Origin of the sequence: Plantactinospora siamensis (assembly GCF_042434095.1) — a bacterium.
Classification (GTDB): Bacteria; Actinomycetota; Actinomycetes; order Mycobacteriales; family Micromonosporaceae; genus KBS50.
In genome coordinates, this window is sequence record NZ_JBHLUE010000016.1 from 239,681 (window position 1) to 255,698 (window position 16,018).

Here is a 16,018-nt window from a genome sequence, read left to right on the forward strand (position 1 = left end):
ACGCCGTTCCGACCGAAAGTCCCCGTAGTCCAAGGGCAGAGACACGGAGCTCAAACCTCCGACAGTGTGGGTTCGAATCCCACCGGGGGCACGCCAATCGCCTTTAGGCAATTTTGTCGTACTGCCGTTCGACAATCCCGGTGTGCATTCTCTTGAGGTCCGGGCTCGCGCCCGGGAGATGTTCCGCGCCGGCGTCACCATGGCGGACACCGCACGCACCCTCGGCCTGCCCTATCACACGGTGCGGGAGTGGTGCCGGCGGCATCCGGTCGACGACCGGCAAGCGGGCACGGCCGCGCGCTGCTTCCGCTGCCATCCGTCCATTGCCGACAACCCGGATGAACTTGCCTACGCCTACCTGCTGGGCCTCTACCTGGGTGACGGGCACCTGGTCACCTCTGCCCGGGTGCCGGTGCTCCGGATCGCCTGCGCCGAGAAGTGGCCGGGGCTCATCGACGAGTGTGAGCGGGCCATGCTGGTGGTCCTCGCCACGTCGGTGCGCCGGGTTCCCCAGCCAGGCTGCGTGTCGGTGCAGAGCTACGGCAGGCACTGGCCGTGCTTGCTGCCCCAGCACGGGCCGGGCAAGAAGCACGAGCGGCCGATCGAGCTGGCGGAGTGGCAACAGCCAATCATCGATCGACATCGCGGCCCCTTTCTCCGCGGCCTGTTCCACTCCGACGGCGCCCGCTTCGCCAACCAGGTCCGCACCCGCGGCCGGACGTACGTCTATCCCCGGTACGTGTTCGTGAACCTCTCGGCCGACATCATGCGACTGTGCCAGGAGTCGCTGGACGCGCTGGGCATCGCCTGGCGGATGAACCGGCCCAACTCGCTCTCCGTGGCCCGCCGGGACGCGGTGGCCGCGCTGGACCGGCACGTCGGCCCGAAGCGCTGACGGGCGGATCCGCAGCGCCCGAGGTCCGGGTCAGCCGCGCCGGCCGGGAGATCCGCGCCACCGGGCGGAACAATTCCGGCTCGCTGGCCGTTGGGCACAGGCGTGATCGACGTACCGCTCTCCGTCCTCGACCTGGCCCCCGTGGCCGCCGGCACCGGCGCGGGCGCCGCCCTGGCGCACACCACCGAGTTGGCCCGGCGCACCGAGCAGCTCGGCTACCGCCGGTTCTGGGTGGCCGAACACCACAACATGCCGGGGATCGCCAGTTCGGCCCCCGCGGTGCTGCTGGCACACCTGGCGGCGAACACCTCGACGATCCGCGTCGGATCGGGCGGGGTGATGCTGCCCAACCACGCGCCGCTGGTGGTGGCCGAGCAGTTCGGCACGCTGGAGGCGCTGCACCCGGGGCGGGTCGACCTGGGCATCGGCCGCGCGCCGGGCACCGACCAGGTCACCGCGCTGGCGCTGCGGCGGACCATGGAGGGGCTGTCCGCCGAGGGCTTCCCGCGCGAGCTGGGCGATCTGATCAACTATTTCACCGGGGAGCGCGGCGGACCGATCACGGCCACGCCGGGCCACGGGAACATGCCCGCCGTCTGGCTGCTCGGCTCCAGCGGCTTCAGCGCGCAGCTGGCCGGCCTGCTCGGGCTGCCGTTCTCGTTCGCGCACCACTTCAGCGCCGGGAACACGCTGCCGGCGCTCGCGCTGTACCGCGAGTCGTTCCGCCCGTCGCGCTGGTTGGACCGGCCGTACGCGATGGTGGCCGTCAACGTGGTCTGCGCCGACACCGACGAGCGGGCGGAGTGGCTGGCCGGCCCGAGCTCGCTGTCGTTCCTGCGGTTGCGCTCCGGGCGGCCGCAGCCGCTGGCCAGCCCGGAGGAGGCGGCCGCGTACCCGTACTCGGAGCTGGAGCGGGAGTTCGTGGCCCAGCGGCGCGAGGGGCAGGCCATGGGCTCGCCCGAGACGGTCAGCCGGCAGCTCACCGAGCTGGTCGAGCGGACCGGCGCCGACGAGCTGATGCTCACGACCATGGTGTACGACCTGGCCGACCGGGTCCGGTCGTTCGAGCTGGTCGCCGACCGGGTGGCCGGCGGCCTGCGCCACTGACGCAGGCGGCCTGCGGCCAGCCGGCGACGGGGTCGAGCTCGGCCACCGGCTGGCTGCCCAGCGCGGCCGCGTGGCGGGTCCGGCGTAGGGTGCAAATCGCCGGTCAGACCCGGACCGCCGCCGTCAGACCCAGACCTCGGGGTCGGCCGTCAGCTCGGTGATCGGGTCCGGAAGCTGGCCGGTGGCCACATCGGCGACGGTCACCAGCTCGAGGATCTGCCGCTCGCTCGCGCGCAGGGCGATCCACACCTCCTGCAGGGCCCGGGCGGCGCCCTGGTAGCCCAGATCCTCCGGGCGCTGGCCGCGGACGTTGGCGAGCGGGCCGTCGATCACCCGGATGACGTCCGCCAGCGAGATCTGCTCGGCCGGCCGGGCCAGCGTGTAGCCGCCCTCCGGGCCACGCTGGGCCTGGACGATCCCGCCGCGGCGCAACTGGAGCAGGATGCTCTCCAGGAACTTGGGCGGGATGCCCTGGGCGCGGGCGACCTGCTCGGCCGTCACCAGCCGGCGGTCACCCTGTCCCCGGCCACCCGGCCGGCGCGGGCCCGCGCCGGCGCCCTTGGCGGCCGTCCCGCCGGCGGCCGTCCCACCGGCGGCCGTCCCACCGGCGGCCGTCCCACCGGCGGCCGTCCCACCGGCGGCCGGGCCGCCGGCGGCGGCGAGTTCGGCAACGGCACGCAGCGCATAGTCAACCCGGGCGGAAAGTCGCACGGGATCAGGCTAGTCGCCGGCCCGGACGCGCCGGGCGGCGGACCGACGGGCGGCGGGCCGACGGGCGGCGGACCGGGTCACGCGCCAACCCGGCGCAGCAGCCCCTCCTGTACGGCGCTGGCGATCTGCCGACCGTCGACCGTGAACATCCGGCCGGTGGCCAGCCCGCGGGCGCCGGAGGCGGACGGGCTCCAGCAGTCGTACAGGAACCACTCGTCGGCCCGGAACGGGCGGTGGAACCACAGGGCGTGGTCGAGGCTGGCCCCCACCACGCCGCCCGGGCCCCACACCTCGCCGTGCACCGAGAGCACCGAGTCGAGCAGGGTCAGGTCGGAGGCGTAGGTCAGCGCGCAGGCGTGCAACAGCGGGTCGTCCGGCAGCTTGCCGTCGATGCGCATCCAGACCCGCTGGTGCGGGTCGGCCGGCCGGCTGCCCGGCCGGACCCAGCCCGGCTCGCCGACGTACCGGACGTCGATGGGCCGCGGGATCTGGCCCCAGATGCCCAGCCGTTCCGGGTACCGGGCGAGCCGGTCGGCCATGGTGGGCACCTCGTCCGGCGGCGGTACGTCCGGCGGGCTGGGCGCATGGTGATCCAGCCCCTCCTCGGCGCGCTGGAAGGACGCCGACATGAAGAAGATCGGCTTGTCGTGCTGCAGGGCCACGGACCGGCGTACCGAGAAGGAGCGGCCGTCCCGGACGGCCTCGACCTGGTATTCGATGGGTTCGGCCGGATCGCCCGGGCGGACGAAGTAGCCGTGCAGGGAGTGCACGAACCGGTCCGGCACGACCGTGCCGCCGGCCGCGACCAGTGCCTGGCCCGCGACCTGGCCGCCGTACACCCGCTGCGGCCCGACCGGCGGGCTCACGCCCCGGAACGTCATCTCGGCCCGCTGCTCGAGGTCGAGCACCTCCAGCAGCTGGTCCACGGCGGCCTGACCGACGAGGACCTCGCCGGTCACCGGCGCCCCCGCGCGTCCGCCGCGTCGACCAGCGAGCCGAGCTGGTGCACCCGCAGCGTGTTGGTCGACCCCGGGGTGCCGGGCGGGCTGCCGGCCACGATCACCACGTAGTCGCCCGGGTTGGCCCGGTCCAGTCCGAGCAGCGCCTGGTCGACCTGCCGGAACATGTCGTCGGTGTGCTGCACGAACGGCATCAGGAACGTCTCCACACCCCAGCAGAGGGCGAGCTGGTCCCGCACCTCCGGCACCGGGGTGAAGGCGAGCAGCGGCAGGTCGCAGTGCAGCCGGGACAGCCGGCGGACGGTGTCGCCGGTCTGCGAGAACGCCACCAGCGCCTTGGCGTTGATGGCCCGGGCGATGGCCGACGCCGCGGAGGTGAGCGCGCCGCCATGGGTACGCGGGTCATGCTGCAACCGCGGCACGCCGATCGACCCGGCCTCGGTGGTGGTGATGATCTTGGCCATGGTGCTCACGGTGAGCACCGGATACTTGCCGACGCTGGTCTCACCGGACAGCATCACCGCGTCGGCGCCGTCGAGGACGGCGTTCGCCACGTCCGATGCCTCCGCCCGGGTGGGCCGGGAATTCTCGATCATGGAGTCGAGCATCTGGGTGGCCACGATGACCGGCTTGGCGTTCTCCCGGCACAGCTGAACGGCCCGCTTCTGCACCAGCGGCACCTGGTCCAGGGGCAGCTCGACGCCCAGATCGCCGCGGGCCACCATGACGCCGTCGAAGGCCGCCACGATGGCCTCGAGGTTGTCGACGGCCTCCGGCTTTTCGACCTTGGCCAGCACCGGGCGGTGCGTGTCGACCTCCGCCATGACGCCGTGCACCAGCTTGATGTCCTCGGCGGACCGGACGAACGACAGGGCCACCAGGTCGGCGCCGAGCCGCAGCGCGAAGCGCAGATCCTCGGCGTCCTTCTCCGACATGGCCGGCACGCTGACCGCCACGTTGGGCAGCGAGACGCCCTTGTTGTTGGAGACCGGGCCGCCCTCGGTGACGAGGCATCGGATGTCGTTGCCGTCGACCGCGGTGACCTCGACGGCCACCTTGCCGTCGTCGATCAGCAGCCGGTCGCCCGGCTTCACCTCCTGGGGCAGCTTGCGGTAGGTGCACGAGACCCGGTCCTGCCTGCCCGGCGTGTCGTCGCCGGTGATCACCACGGAGTCGCCGGTGCGCCACTCGTGCGGCCCGTCGGCGAACCGACCGAGCCGGATCTTCGGTCCCTGCAGGTCGGCCAGCACGGCGACCGCCCGGCCGGTGGTCTCGGCGGCCTTCCGGACCAGGTGGTAGACCTTCTCGTGATCGTCGTGGCTGCCGTGGCTGAAATTGAGCCGGGCCACGTCCATGCCCGCCTCGACCAGCCCCCGGATCCGCTCCGGCGAGGAGGTCGCGGGGCCCAGTGTGCAGACGATCTTCGCGCGGCGTGTCACGCCCATGAGGCTAGTCTCTCCTCCGGGTCGGCTCGCCGGCCGGCCCCTGTCGGAATCCGGAACGTTTGCCCAAGCTTCGCCTGCGCCGTACGTGGAACGATCGAGCGCTGGACGAACGGCGGTCGGAACACGCCGGACGGGATTCGAATGCGGGCAACGGCGACCGCAAGCGGGAATCGTACTCGCGCCCGTCGGCGGCCGGCGCCCGGCTCACGTCCTCAGGACTCCTCGCCGCCCGCCGGGAACGCCCGGCCGGCGGCCTGCGGAAACGCCAGCGACCCCGCCGGAGCGAGGAAGCTCAGGACGTCGAACCGGTAGAGCCCGGCCTGGACGCCCGGGTCGGCGGAGATCAACAGCCGGACGTCGTCGGTGGAGCCGGTGCGGCACAGCCCGAAGCCGCACGGCGGATCCGGGTTGCGGGCCTGCCCGTCGACCGCGCCGGCCACCAGGATCACCCCGCGGTCGTGCAGCTTCTGCAGGTACGCGGCGTGCTCGCCCTGGATCCGGCGGGCGGTCTCGGGCCGCAGCACCCGGCCGGCCGGTCCCGGATAGAAAACGATGCACTCGTACGTGTCGAGCGCGTAGTCGACCTCCGGCGCGTCGGCCATGGCACCCCCTCCGCGATCCGCTCCCGCCCTGCCACCCCGTACCCGAGCGTCCCACGGTCACCCGGGCACGCGGGGCGGATCGGCGCAGCCGCGTCCGGCCGCCGCAACCGCGGAACTGCCGCCGCCCGGACCGGGAAGGCCGGAGACTGGCCGGGTGAGCAGTCGCGCCGGGAACCGCCGTACCGGCTGGTTCGTGCCGGCCGGGCCCGGGTCCCGGGTGACCCGGCTGGAGCTGCTGTACGACCTCGTCTTCGTGTACGCGTTCGTCAACCTGGCCAACACGCTCTCGCACCGGGTCACGGCCGGCACGCTGCTGGCCGGCGGGGTGGTGCTGGCGCTGCTCTGGTACTGCTGGAGCAGCTTCGCGCTGCTGGGCAACGCGGTCCGGGCGGATCAGGGCCTGATTCCGGTGGCCGGGGCCGCGATCATGGTGCTCGCCTTCGTGCTGGCGCTGACGATCCCCGAGGCGTTCGTGGACCGGTCCGGGGGGCTGCCCGGCCCGGTGGCGTTCGCCGTGTGTTACCTCGCCGTCCGGCTGATCACCACCGGGGCGTACTGGCTGGTGCCGGGCGCCACGGGCCGCCCGGCCCGGCAGATCTGGGCGCTCAGCGCACCGGGCCTGGCCGCCACGGCGCTGATCCTGGCGGCGGCGCTGCTGCCGCACGCGGTCGCCCGACCGGGCGGGGCCGCCTGGCTCCGCCTCGGGCTCTGGCTCGCGGCGGTGCTCGTCGAGTACGCCGCGGGCTTCGCCCTGCCGTACGCGCGACTGGCGGTGACCTCGGCGGGGCACTGGGCCGAGCGGCACGGCCAGATCGTGCTGATCGCCCTCGGCGAATCCGTGCTCTCGCTTGGCGTCGGCGCCGGGCTGGGAGAGGGGCTCACCCTCACCTGGCCGGTGGTCGGGACGGCCGCGCTGGGTGTCGTGCTGATCGCCCTGCTCTGGTGGTCGTATTTCGACACCCTGGCCAGCTCGGTGGAGCAGGCCATGCACGGAACCCGAGGTCAGGAACGCATCACCCTGGGCCGGGACGCCTACACCTACCTGCACCTGCCGTTGATCGCCGGAGTGATCGGCACGGCCCTCGGCCTGAAACTGATCGTCGGGGCGGCGGCCGCGCCCGACCGGTCCCAGCCGCACACCGTCGAGGTCGCGGTGCTGTACGTCGGGGTGGCGCTCTACATCCTCAGCGTCGCGGCCGTCGTGTTCCGGACGTTCCGCACGATCCGCTACGCCTCGATCGGCACCGCGGCGCTGCTCGCCGCGCTGGCCGTACCCGCGTCGAGGCTGCCGGCGGTGGCCGCGCTCGCGCTGCTCACCGCCATCGGCCTGAGCCTCACCCTGGTGCATCGGTTCGTCGGGGCGGCTGCTCGGACCCGGGTACGGGAGGCCGCGCTGCATGAGCAGGAGGCGGTGGAGGCCGCCACCAACCGCTGGCGCGGCACGCATCTCTGAGCAGGCGCCGTACCCGGACCGCGACCGTGGCCGCCCGGGTCCGTCGTCGGCCGGATCCAAGCGGCGGGCCGGTAGGCTGCCGGGGCATGGACGTGCTCGCCGCCCAGGGGGCGCCGGGGCTGTTTGCCGGCCCGGCCGACCGACCGTTGCTGACCTTCTACGACGACGCCACCGGGGAGCGCACCGAGCTGTCCGCCGCGCGGCTGGGGCGATGGGCGGAGCGCACCGCGCGGCTCCTCGACGAGGGCTGCGAGCTGGCGACCGGCGACCGGGCGGCCGTGCTGCTGCCGCCGCACTGGCAGACCGCCGTGGTGCTGCTCGGCGCCTGGTCGGCCGGGCTCGCCGTGTCGTACCGGTCGGCGCGGACGGCCGGGTTGCCGGAGGTGGGCGCCGGCGCCGCGGAGCCGTACGACGCGGTGTTCGTGGCCCGGCACCGGCTGGCCGACTGGCTCGACCACGTGCCGGCGGCCCGGCACCGGTTCCGGCTGGATCTGGCCCCGGACGTGCCGGGCCGGCCGGCGCCGGACGGCTACCGGGACTTCCTGGCCGAGCTGGACCGGTACCCGGGCCCGGGGGGCGGCGGCCCGCTGGTCCGGGACGAGGCGGCGGCCAGCGTGGACGGGACCACCTTCCGGGAGTGGGGATCGCTCGCGGCCGCCATCGCCGAGCAGCAGGATCTGCGCCGCGGAGACCGCGTGCTGATGGACGCGGCCGAACGCGACCATCCGGTGTTCTGGCTGCTGGCCCCGCTGTTCGCGGGCGCCTCGGTGGTGCTGTGCGCGAATCTCCAGCCCGCGGAGCTGCCCGGCCGGATCGCCGCCGAGGGCGTCACCCGGATCGTCTGACCGGCGCCGCCGGGGACGACCGGCCCGTGCCGGGCTCGGCGGGCCGACGTGATGGGCCCGGTGCCGCCCGCCCGCGGCGGCGGCCGGTGCCGGCTGCCCGCGGCGGCGGCCGGTGCCGGCTGCCCGTGGCGGGCCGGCCGTGCCGGCGGCGGCCGGCTAGGGTGGCTCGACGATCACCGACGGGGGGTTTCCATGTACGCGGTCCAGCTCACCGCAAACGCCCAGTTGCGCCCGCTGGAGCCGTGGCAGGCCGGCGAGTTCTTCGCGCACATCGAGCGGGCCCGACCCACCGTCCAGCAGTTCATCCCGTGGGCCAGCTTCAGCACCGACCTGGACTCGGCGCGGGCGACCCTGCAGCGGTACGCCGACATGCAGGCGGCCGACACCGGCCGGATCTACGGCATCTGGCTGGACGGCACGCTGGTTGGCGGGCTGATGTACTTCCACTTCGACGCCGCCGGCGGCGGTTGCGAGCTGGGCTGCTGGCTCGAGCGGGCCGCCGAGGGACACGGGCTGATCACCATCGCCGCCCGCCGGCTGCTGGACTGGGCGTTCCGGGAGCGCGGCATGCACCGGGTGGAGTGGCACACCTCGCCGGAGAACGTCCGCAGCGGAAACGTGGCGCGGCGGCTCGGCATGACCCTGGACGGGACGCTGCGGCAGGCGTACCCGCACGCCGGCCGCCGGCACGACACGCAGATCTGGTCGCTGCTCGCCCCGGAATGGCTGGCCGACCGGCCGGCGGACAGCCGGCCGGCGGACGGCCAGCCGGCGCGGGATTCGGGGCCCGCGGCCTAGCTCGCCTCCCGGCGGTCCGGGGCGGGCGGGACGCCCGCCACCAATCCGTTTGCGCTGCGCCCATCCGCGCCCCGCGCATCGGCCCTGCGCGGGTCATCCCTCCGGGCGTCAACGCTCCGGGCGTCCGCGCCCCCATCGGCGCCCCGAACATCGGCGCTCCGAACATCGGCACCCCGGGCATCGGCACCCCGAGCATCGGCGCCCCGCCCGTCGGCGCCCCGGGCATCGGCGCCCCGACGCAGGTCCGCGAGCAGCCGCAGTGGATCGGTCCGTCCGTCAGCCTGGATCTCGAGCGTGGCCTCGCCCAACCGGACCCGCAGGCCCGCGCCGGCGCGCTGCCCGGCCAGCCAGCTCTTCAGCAGGTCGAACAGGCCGGGAAGCAGGCTCTCGGCGACAACGGCCACCAGAACGCTGTCGCCCAGGGGCGCCCGCCGCCCGGTCTCCGCCACCGACAGCCGGAACTCGGGCCGCTGATGCAGCCAGTCGATCAGCGGGGTCGGGACCTGCGGCTCGGGCACGGTGATGACCAGCCGTACGGGCTGTCGGGTGGTACAGCCGGACGGAGCGGTATCGTTCATCGTGCCCCTCCCGCTGGTGCGTTGGGCCCTTCGGACGCGTTCCGCCGGCGAGCGACGGCGCCACCCGGTGGAACATCGGTCGGCGGTCGAGCGGCGGCTCTGTTAGGTAATGGCGGCGTAATGTCGGCACCATACTCGCGCGTTCCCGCCATTGCCAGATCCCAATTTGCAGCGCATTCGTGGAACTTCCACCCTTCCGAAGCCCGGAATCGACCCCGGGTCGCGGCCGGTCACCGCCTCGGTGACCGGCGCCCGTGACCGCAACGCGGGGCTGATTCGCTGGTCAGCGGCCGATCGGCGGAGCACAAGTCCCGACACCGTCCGACGTGGACGCCAACCGGCGCGCGAATTCGGACGCATTCCGAGCGAGCGCATTTTCCGGCCGTCCGGACCGGGCGGTCCGCCCCGCCCCGCCGGCCGGGCCACCCGATCGGACAGCTGGCAAGAACGGGACGGACAGCGGGCTCATCGCTTTTCCGACAGCGCCCGTGGAGAGCGGGAGAAACTGTCCGGCGGTGACACCACTGGGTGCCACCGCCGGTTTACGGATAGTCGCCGGAATGCCGCCGGCGTCAGCCGGTAACGGCGTCGAGCGTGGGCAGATAGCCGTACCGGTAGCCGGTGGCGTTCGGGTGGTACGCCTCGATGACGCCGGTGACATCCTTGATCCACGGGCTCGACGCGCAGACGCCGTGCCCGGCGAAGTACGGGCGGGCGTCGGAGAACGTGGCGCCCGCCGCGGCGGCCCGATCGGCGATGACGCCGGCCAGCACGTCGGCGGCCTGGTTGAGGATGGTTCGCTTGTAGGTGCTCATGGCCAGCAGGCCGCAGTACCCGGTCTCGAAGAGCCGCGGGTAGCCGAGCACGATCAGCCGGGCGTTCGGCGCGTGGCTGCGGATCGCCGCGTACGTCTGGTCGAGCCGGCCGGGCAGCGTACCGGTGGCGAACGCCCGGGCCCCGTTCACCGCGGTGGCGCAGGCGCTGTCGCTGCCGAACCGGCAACTGCTCACGACGTCGGCGAAGCCGGCGTCGTTGCCGCCGATGGTGATGGTGACGAGGGTGGTGCTGCCGGTCAGCGCGGACACCTGGTTGTTGATGACATCCGAGGTCACCGCGCCGCCGCAGGCGGGGAACGAGAAGCTGTTCACGGCGTGCGACGCGACCCAGAGCTTCGGATAGGAGTTGGCGCTGCGCAGGCAGGTCGACAGGTCGTACGACCCGCCGCCCACACCGGACGAGTAGGAGTCGCCCAGCGCGACGTAGTTCACGGCCGTGGCGGCGTGGGCGGCGGCCGGGACACCGACGCCGACAAGCACGGCGCCGAGGGTCAGGGCCAGAGCGAGTACGGCGCGACGGAGCTGGCGGAGAGGCATGGGTGGACCTCCACGAGCAGGGGTGGGGGAACCTCTAGCCGCGCGCGTGGCCTCGGGGAAGAGCTGTTGTTACTTGGCGGTAATGCTAGCGAAGCCATCGACTTATCGAAAGGTCTTAGCACCGTCGTAACCCGCAAGACCCAATGTGGACGAACAGCCGCGTCCCAGCGGTTGTGGATCGTGAATCCCGCACCGCCTAACCGGTAGGGGAAGCCACGATCCACAACCGGCCGCGCCGCCACCCGGCACGGCTCGGGGGCGGATGTTCGATATCCGACCTTATGGGCTGATCGTCACGATCGGCTTGGCGGATGCCGGTCCCGATGACATGGCCGACTCGGCATGCGGGCGTCACACCCCGATGCACCCCGCCCGCCCATGCGGGCGGCGGTGGCGGCCGTCACCGGCCCGCCGGGAACGCACCCCCGACCCGGGGCGTTGTACGTGGGCCGGCCACCACGGCCCGCCCGAGCGGACAGCGGTGGCGGCCGTCACCGCCCCGCCGGGAACGCCTCCCGGGCCCGGGACGTTGTACAGGGTTCCCGCGCCACCAGCGAACCCTCCCCCGGAGCGGACCTCGGCAGCGCGCGGCCCCCAACAGACCCCCACCCGGCACGCCCCCGCGCGCCACGGTGCGAAAACACCCCCCACCCGGCACGCCCCCGCGCGCCCCGGTGCGAAAACACCCCCCACCCGGCACGCCCCCGCGTGCCGCACCCTCGGATGAAAGGCGATCACCATGACCACCTTCACCCGCTTCCTGCCCAGCAGCATCGGCACCCCCATCCTGCGCAAGGCCGCCCTCACCGGCGCCGGCCTCGCCTTCACCGCCGGCGCCATCGCCGGCCCGCTCACCCTGGCCACCGAGGCCCACGCCGCCCCCGCGCACACCGGCAACAGCACGGTCGTGCACACCCAGGACGGCAACGACAACCACGGCAACGGCAACGACCGCGGCGGCGACAACGGCAACCGCGGCACCGGTGACGGCCGCGGCGGCAGCAAGCCCGGCGACACCCGCGACGACGGTCGCGGCCGCGACAACCACAGCGGCGGCGGCAAGGAACTGAACGTCAACTACGAGGCGCAGCCCAACTTCTACTACTGCGGGCCCGCCGCCACCCGCAACGCCCTGTCCGCCGACGGCCACGCCATCAGCGTCGACGACCTCGCCAAGGAGATGGGCACCACCGAGGCCGGCACCAACAGCGCCGAGGACATCACCCGCGCCCTCAACAAGATCCTCGGCGCCGAGAAGTACCACACCACCGCCCTGACCAGCCCCGACGTGAAGCCGGAGCAGGCCGCCCAGCTTCAGCAGGACGTCAAGGCAACCATCGACGACAACCGCGCCCTCGTGGCCAACGTCGCCGGCACCGCCACCGACACCGACGGCATCACCCACAGCTACGAAGGCGGCCACTACATCGCCGTACACGGCTACCGCGGCGACGGCAACCAGGTGAAGATCGCCGACTCGGCCAACCCGAACGTGGCCAGCTACTGGATGAACACCACCGACCTGGCCAACTGGATGGCCACCCGCGGCTACAGCCACTGACCCGGAACACCAACCGAAGGGCCGACCCCACCCGGGGTCGGCCCTTCGGCGTACCGCTGGCACGCGGCCCGAGGGGCGACTGTCGCCACCGGCCGTGATATGCGAAGCTGCCTCGACTCTTTCCCGCGCCGCAGGCGCGACTCCCCAGGAGGTACGGCCGTGGCGTGGACGCTCGGGCACACCCTGATTCTGCTGTTGGTGCTGCTCATTGGGCTGGCAGCGGGCTGGCTCATTGCCGGCAGGCTGCGCGGTGGGGCCGGCGGGCAGACCGCGCACGGCTCTGCCGGAACGGGCCTCGCGGTCGGCGCCGGTTCGACACCCCAGGCCGACGTGCCGGGGCCGACCGCGCCGGACGCCGTGACCGTCATCGACGATCGCACCGGCGAGGCCGGTTCCGAGGCCGCGTCCGAACTGGACTCGCCCGATCGCGGGCGGCGGACCGGAACGGCGACCGGCGTTGAAACGGCGACCGGCGTTGAAACGACGACCGGCGCGGCCGGGGCGGACGAAGAAGCGGCGACCTCGCTGGACGAAGACCCGCCCGCCTCGGCGGCCGATGACTCGACGACCTCGCTGGACGAAGACCCGGCGGCCCCGGTGGACGACGAGGCGACGGCCCCGGTGGACGCCATGCCGGGGACCTCACTGGACGAAGCCCCCGCGGCGGCGGTGGCCAACGACGGCCGACCGACCGGCCCGGCGGATCGGGATGAGATCGCCGCCTCCGCCGGTGCCATGGCGCCGAGCGAGCCGGTGACCGCCGTCGAGGACGTACCGCCGCCCGAGGCCGTCGAGTCGTCGGCGGTCGCCGGGACGCCCGCCGATGACGGCGCGGCCGCGGCCGACCCGGAGCCGGAAGACGAATCGGAACCGGCCGCAAGCCGGGAATCGGCGGCCGGGCTCGCGGCCGAGGACGCTGCCGGGCCGAACGAGGACGCAGCACGCGAGGACCCGCCGAACGAGGACGCAGCACGCGAGGACGCGCCGAACGCGGACGCAGCACGCGAGGACGCGCCGAACGAGGACGCAGTACGCGAGGACGCGCCGAACGCGGACGGACCGAGCGACGGCACGACGGTGGCCCCGGCACCGACCGCCGCGGCCGGGACGCCGGTGGCAGGGGAGCCGGCACCGACCGTACCCGCGCAGGCCACGCCGGAGCCGGCCGCCGCGGCCGGAGCTCCGGTGGCGCCCACCCCGGCCGTACCCGGTCCGGCCACCGGGGAGAGCATCGGCGCGGCTCCGCTCGACGCGAGTCCCGACCCTGCGGAGGCGGCGGAACCGGGCCCCGATGACGACCTGCGCCGGATCGAGGGCGTCGGCCCGAAGATGGCCGCCGCCCTGCGGCAGGCGGGCGTCCGGACGTACCGCCAGCTCGCGGGCACCGATGTGGAGGCGTTGCGGGCCACGGTCCGCGGCGCCGGCATGCGGGTGCCGGCCAGCCTGCCCACCTGGCCGCAGCAGGCCGCGGCGCTGGCCTCGGGCGGGCCGGATGCGGCGGCCGCGTTCCCCGGCCCGGGCGGCGACGAGGCCGGCGTCTGACCGACGGAAACCGGCAGGGGACAACGGAGCAACACCGGTAGGCCACGCCGAACGGAGGCCGGCAGGGACCACGAAGACGCCCTCGCCGGGCCGAGCAGCTCCGGTAGACAACAACGGAAAGGACCCGTCGGCCTGGCCGACGGGTCCTTTCCGGATGGTTCACTCTGCCGCGGGACCACCCCGGCGCCGGTCGGGCGCCTCGTCCAGGTCGGCGTCGGCACGCTGTCCCGGTAGGGCGTCGGACGCCCCGACCGTGGCATCACCGGCACGCTGCCCCGGTACGGCGTCGGTGCCGCGTCCGCTCTCGGTACGACCGTCGGCGGCGTCCTCGCCGGCGGCCTGGGACGGCATCAGCACGCCGTCCTCGCCGCCGTCGTGCGCCACCTCGTCGTGCGGCGACGTCTCGATGATCTCCCGGACGGCGTCGCCGGACAGCCGCACCTTCAGCGCCATCAGGTAGATCAGCGCGCTGAACACGAGGTTCACCACGAAGCCCCAGCCCAGTCCGATCAGCCCGGTGCCCTCGTAGTCGCTGAGGTAGCTGATCAGCGCCAGTCCGCCGAGCCACGGGATGGTCCAGGACCCGGCCCGCCAGTTCATGTGCGGCAGGTGCACCGAGCCGGTGGCCCGGAAGATGCCGAGCAGCACCAGCCCGATGAGCACCCCGAGAAACAGCTTCCAGTTGGTGCCCCAGCCGGCCCAGAACACGATCATGTTGGACGAGAAGAACGCCAGGAAGGGGATCACGTCCCCGCCCGGCAACCGGAACCCGCGCGACTGGTCCGGCATCTCCCGGCGCAGCGCGGCGAACACCAGCGGGCCGGAGCCGAAGGACAGCACGGTGGCGCCGGTGACCAGCCCGACCAGCTGCTGCCAGCTCGGGAACGGCAGGAAGATGACCAAGCCGACCACGAACGCGATGATGGTGGACACCCACGGCACGCCGGACCGGGTGAGCTTGGCGGCCGGCTTCGGCACGTTGCCGTTCTGCGCCATCGCGTAGCCGAGCCGGGAGGTGATGGCCGTGTAGATCAGGCCGGTGTCGCCGGGCGAGACGATGGCGTCGGCGTACAGCAGCACGGCCAGCCAGGTCAGGCCCAGGATCGAGGCGATGGCCGCGAGCGGGCCGAAGGCGTCCTTGAAGGTGAGGTCGGCCCAGCTGCCGGACTTGCCGAGGGTGTCCTCCGGCACCGCGGCGATGAACGCCACCTGCAGACCGATGTAGATGATCATCGTGATCAGCACCGAGCCGATCACCGCGAACGGGACGTTGCGGCGCGGGTTGCTCGACTCGCCGGCCAGCTCGATGCCCTGCCGGAAGCCGAGGAAGGAGAACGTGATGCCGGCCGTGGCGATGGCCGTGAAGATCCCGTGCTGCCCGGACGGCGCGAAGCCGTGGCTGGAGAAGTTCACCCCGTGGAACGCGGTGACCAGGAAGGCCACGATGACCAGCACGATGATGCCGAGCTTCCACCACACCAGCACGTTGTTGAGCCGGGTGAAGAACCGCACCCCGATCACGTTGACCACGCAGAACACCGCCATCAGGATCACCGCGGCCACGTAGCCGGCGACGGTGAGCGTGTGGACGGTCTCGCCGGCCACCTCGTGCGCGTGCGTGAACGGGTAGTACCGGGTCGCGTACTGAAGCGTGCCCTCCACCTCGATGGGCGCCACCACGGCCGCGGCGAGCCAGGTGATCCAGCCCATGAGATAGCTGGCGAAGCCGCCGAAGGCGTAGTGGGGATACCGGACCACCCCGCCGGAGACCGGGAACATGGTGCCCAGCTCGGCGTAGGTCAACCCGATCAACATGATCATGATGCCGGCGATGAGCCAGGAGAAGATCGCCGCCGGCCCGGCGATCTGCGCGGCGTTCATCGCCCCGAACAGCCAGCCCGATCCGATGATCGAGCCGACCGCGGTGAACAGCAGGCCGATCCTGCCGATGTCCCGCCTGAGCTTGGGCCGGTCGCCCGTGCCCTCGGTTGTCGCGGTGGTGGCCATCGCCTCAGTCCTCTCGCCGGTGGTGGCGCGGCGACCGCGGGGGATGCGGACGCCGCCGGCGGCGCGGTGCCCCGCGTCACACTGGGTAGTCGATCTCGCTGCTACCCAGGCGGCGTTCCATTCACTCCTGTCCTCGGTAACG

At 73.3% G+C, this 16,018-nt stretch carries 14 protein-coding genes and 1 tRNA gene; 8 read left to right on the forward strand and 7 right to left on the reverse strand.

Annotated features, from left to right (window positions below; genetic code table 11):
* The first annotated feature begins 18 nt into the window (after positions 1–18).
* The 3 genes from ACFFHU_RS18525 to ACFFHU_RS18535 all read left to right on the forward strand — a co-directional run bounded on the left by ACFFHU_RS18525 (position 19) and on the right by ACFFHU_RS18535 (position 2,002).
* A tRNA-Leu gene (locus ACFFHU_RS18525) sits at positions 19–91 on the forward strand.
* Positions 92–142: 51 nt separating this feature from the next.
* Positions 143–895 carry a transcriptional regulator gene (locus ACFFHU_RS18530; protein WP_377340560.1) on the forward strand — a complete coding sequence of 251 codons (753 nt, stop codon included), beginning with the start codon at positions 143–145 and terminating at the stop codon, positions 893–895.
* A gap of 102 nt (positions 896–997) precedes the next feature.
* Positions 998–2,002: an LLM class flavin-dependent oxidoreductase gene (locus ACFFHU_RS18535; RefSeq protein WP_377340562.1), complete on the forward strand. Its 1,005-nt coding sequence runs from the start codon at positions 998–1,000 to the stop codon at positions 2,000–2,002.
* Positions 2,003–2,125: 123 nt separating this feature from the next.
* Here ACFFHU_RS18535 and ACFFHU_RS18540 read toward each other — a convergent pair whose 3' ends face one another.
* From ACFFHU_RS18540 to ACFFHU_RS18555, 4 genes are all read right to left on the reverse strand, one after another.
* On the reverse strand, positions 2,126–2,713 hold the full coding sequence (locus tag ACFFHU_RS18540; protein ID WP_377340564.1) for an RrF2 family transcriptional regulator: 588 nt from the start codon (positions 2,711–2,713) through the stop codon (positions 2,126–2,128).
* A 77-nt stretch (positions 2,714–2,790) separates the two neighbouring features.
* Entirely contained in the window at positions 2,791–3,672 is an 882-nt protein-coding gene (locus ACFFHU_RS18545; protein WP_377340566.1) for an acyl-CoA thioesterase, read from the reverse strand.
* Positions 3,669–5,117, reverse strand: coding sequence for a pyruvate kinase (gene pyk / locus ACFFHU_RS18550; RefSeq protein ID WP_377340568.1), 1,449 nt, complete (start codon positions 5,115–5,117; stop codon positions 3,669–3,671). Before pyk ends, ACFFHU_RS18545 begins: the two co-directional genes overlap by 4 nt.
* Positions 5,118–5,329: 212 nt before the next feature.
* On the reverse strand, positions 5,330–5,719 hold the full coding sequence (locus ACFFHU_RS18555; protein WP_377340569.1) for a YciI family protein: 390 nt from the start codon (positions 5,717–5,719) through the stop codon (positions 5,330–5,332).
* 154 nt (positions 5,720–5,873) lie between these two features.
* Between ACFFHU_RS18555 and ACFFHU_RS18560 the strand changes: the two genes are divergently transcribed.
* From ACFFHU_RS18560 to ACFFHU_RS18570, 3 genes are all read left to right on the forward strand, one after another.
* Positions 5,874–7,172: a low temperature requirement protein A gene (locus ACFFHU_RS18560; protein WP_377340571.1), complete on the forward strand. Its 1,299-nt coding sequence runs from the start codon at positions 5,874–5,876 to the stop codon at positions 7,170–7,172.
* 86 nt (positions 7,173–7,258) lie between these two features.
* The gene (locus tag ACFFHU_RS18565) at positions 7,259–8,017 is read left to right on the forward strand and encodes a TIGR03089 family protein (RefSeq protein ID WP_377340574.1); all 759 of its coding nucleotides are present in this window, start codon (positions 7,259–7,261) and stop codon (positions 8,015–8,017) included.
* Positions 8,018–8,209: 192 nt separating this feature from the next.
* On the forward strand, positions 8,210–8,815 hold the full coding sequence (locus tag ACFFHU_RS18570; protein WP_377340576.1) for a GNAT family N-acetyltransferase: 606 nt from the start codon (positions 8,210–8,212) through the stop codon (positions 8,813–8,815).
* Here the strand turns inward: ACFFHU_RS18570 and ACFFHU_RS18575 are convergent.
* On the reverse strand, positions 8,812–9,393 hold the full coding sequence (locus ACFFHU_RS18575) for a pentapeptide repeat-containing protein (RefSeq protein WP_377340577.1): 582 nt from the start codon (positions 9,391–9,393) through the stop codon (positions 8,812–8,814). The two genes, ACFFHU_RS18570 and ACFFHU_RS18575, sit on opposite strands and share 4 nt — an antisense overlap.
* 572 nt (positions 9,394–9,965) lie before the next feature.
* Entirely contained in the window at positions 9,966–10,766 is an 801-nt protein-coding gene (locus ACFFHU_RS18580) for an SGNH/GDSL hydrolase family protein (RefSeq protein ID WP_377340579.1), read from the reverse strand.
* Between the two features lie 739 nt (positions 10,767–11,505).
* On the opposite strand from ACFFHU_RS18580, the gene ACFFHU_RS18585 reads away from it, so the two are divergent.
* Complete coding sequence (locus ACFFHU_RS18585) at positions 11,506–12,327, forward strand: C39 family peptidase (protein ID WP_377340581.1); 822 nt, start codon at positions 11,506–11,508, stop codon at positions 12,325–12,327.
* A 159-nt stretch (positions 12,328–12,486) separates the two neighbouring features.
* The gene (locus ACFFHU_RS18590; RefSeq protein WP_377340583.1) at positions 12,487–13,869 is read left to right on the forward strand and encodes a helix-hairpin-helix domain-containing protein; all 1,383 of its coding nucleotides are present in this window, start codon (positions 12,487–12,489) and stop codon (positions 13,867–13,869) included.
* Positions 13,870–14,028: 159 nt separating this feature from the next.
* Here the strand turns inward: ACFFHU_RS18590 and ACFFHU_RS18595 are convergent, their stop codons facing one another.
* Positions 14,029–15,876 carry an APC family permease gene (locus tag ACFFHU_RS18595; RefSeq protein WP_377340584.1) on the reverse strand — a complete coding sequence of 616 codons (1,848 nt, stop codon included), beginning with the start codon at positions 15,874–15,876 and terminating at the stop codon, positions 14,029–14,031.
* Between the last annotated feature and the right edge of the window lie 142 nt (positions 15,877–16,018).

Excerpts from the sequence above, each read along its gene's own strand:
- ACFFHU_RS18580 (WP_377340579.1), bottom strand. The coding sequence starts at position 10,766 with ATGCCTCTCCGCCAGCTCCGTCGCGCCGTACTCGCTCTGGCCCTGACC.
- ACFFHU_RS18565 (WP_377340574.1), top strand. The coding sequence starts at position 7,259 with ATGGACGTGCTCGCCGCCCAGGGGGCGCCGGGGCTGTTTGCCGGCCCG.
- ACFFHU_RS18585 (WP_377340581.1), top strand. The coding sequence starts at position 11,506 with ATGACCACCTTCACCCGCTTCCTGCCCAGCAGCATCGGCACCCCCATC.
- ACFFHU_RS18570 (WP_377340576.1), top strand. The coding sequence starts at position 8,210 with ATGTACGCGGTCCAGCTCACCGCAAACGCCCAGTTGCGCCCGCTGGAG.
- pyk (WP_377340568.1), bottom strand. The coding sequence starts at position 5,117 with ATGGGCGTGACACGCCGCGCGAAGATCGTCTGCACACTGGGCCCCGCG.
- ACFFHU_RS18555 (WP_377340569.1), bottom strand. The coding sequence starts at position 5,719 with ATGGCCGACGCGCCGGAGGTCGACTACGCGCTCGACACGTACGAGTGC.
- ACFFHU_RS18595 (WP_377340584.1), bottom strand. The coding sequence starts at position 15,876 with ATGGCCACCACCGCGACAACCGAGGGCACGGGCGACCGGCCCAAGCTC.
- ACFFHU_RS18575 (WP_377340577.1), bottom strand. The coding sequence starts at position 9,393 with ATGAACGATACCGCTCCGTCCGGCTGTACCACCCGACAGCCCGTACGG.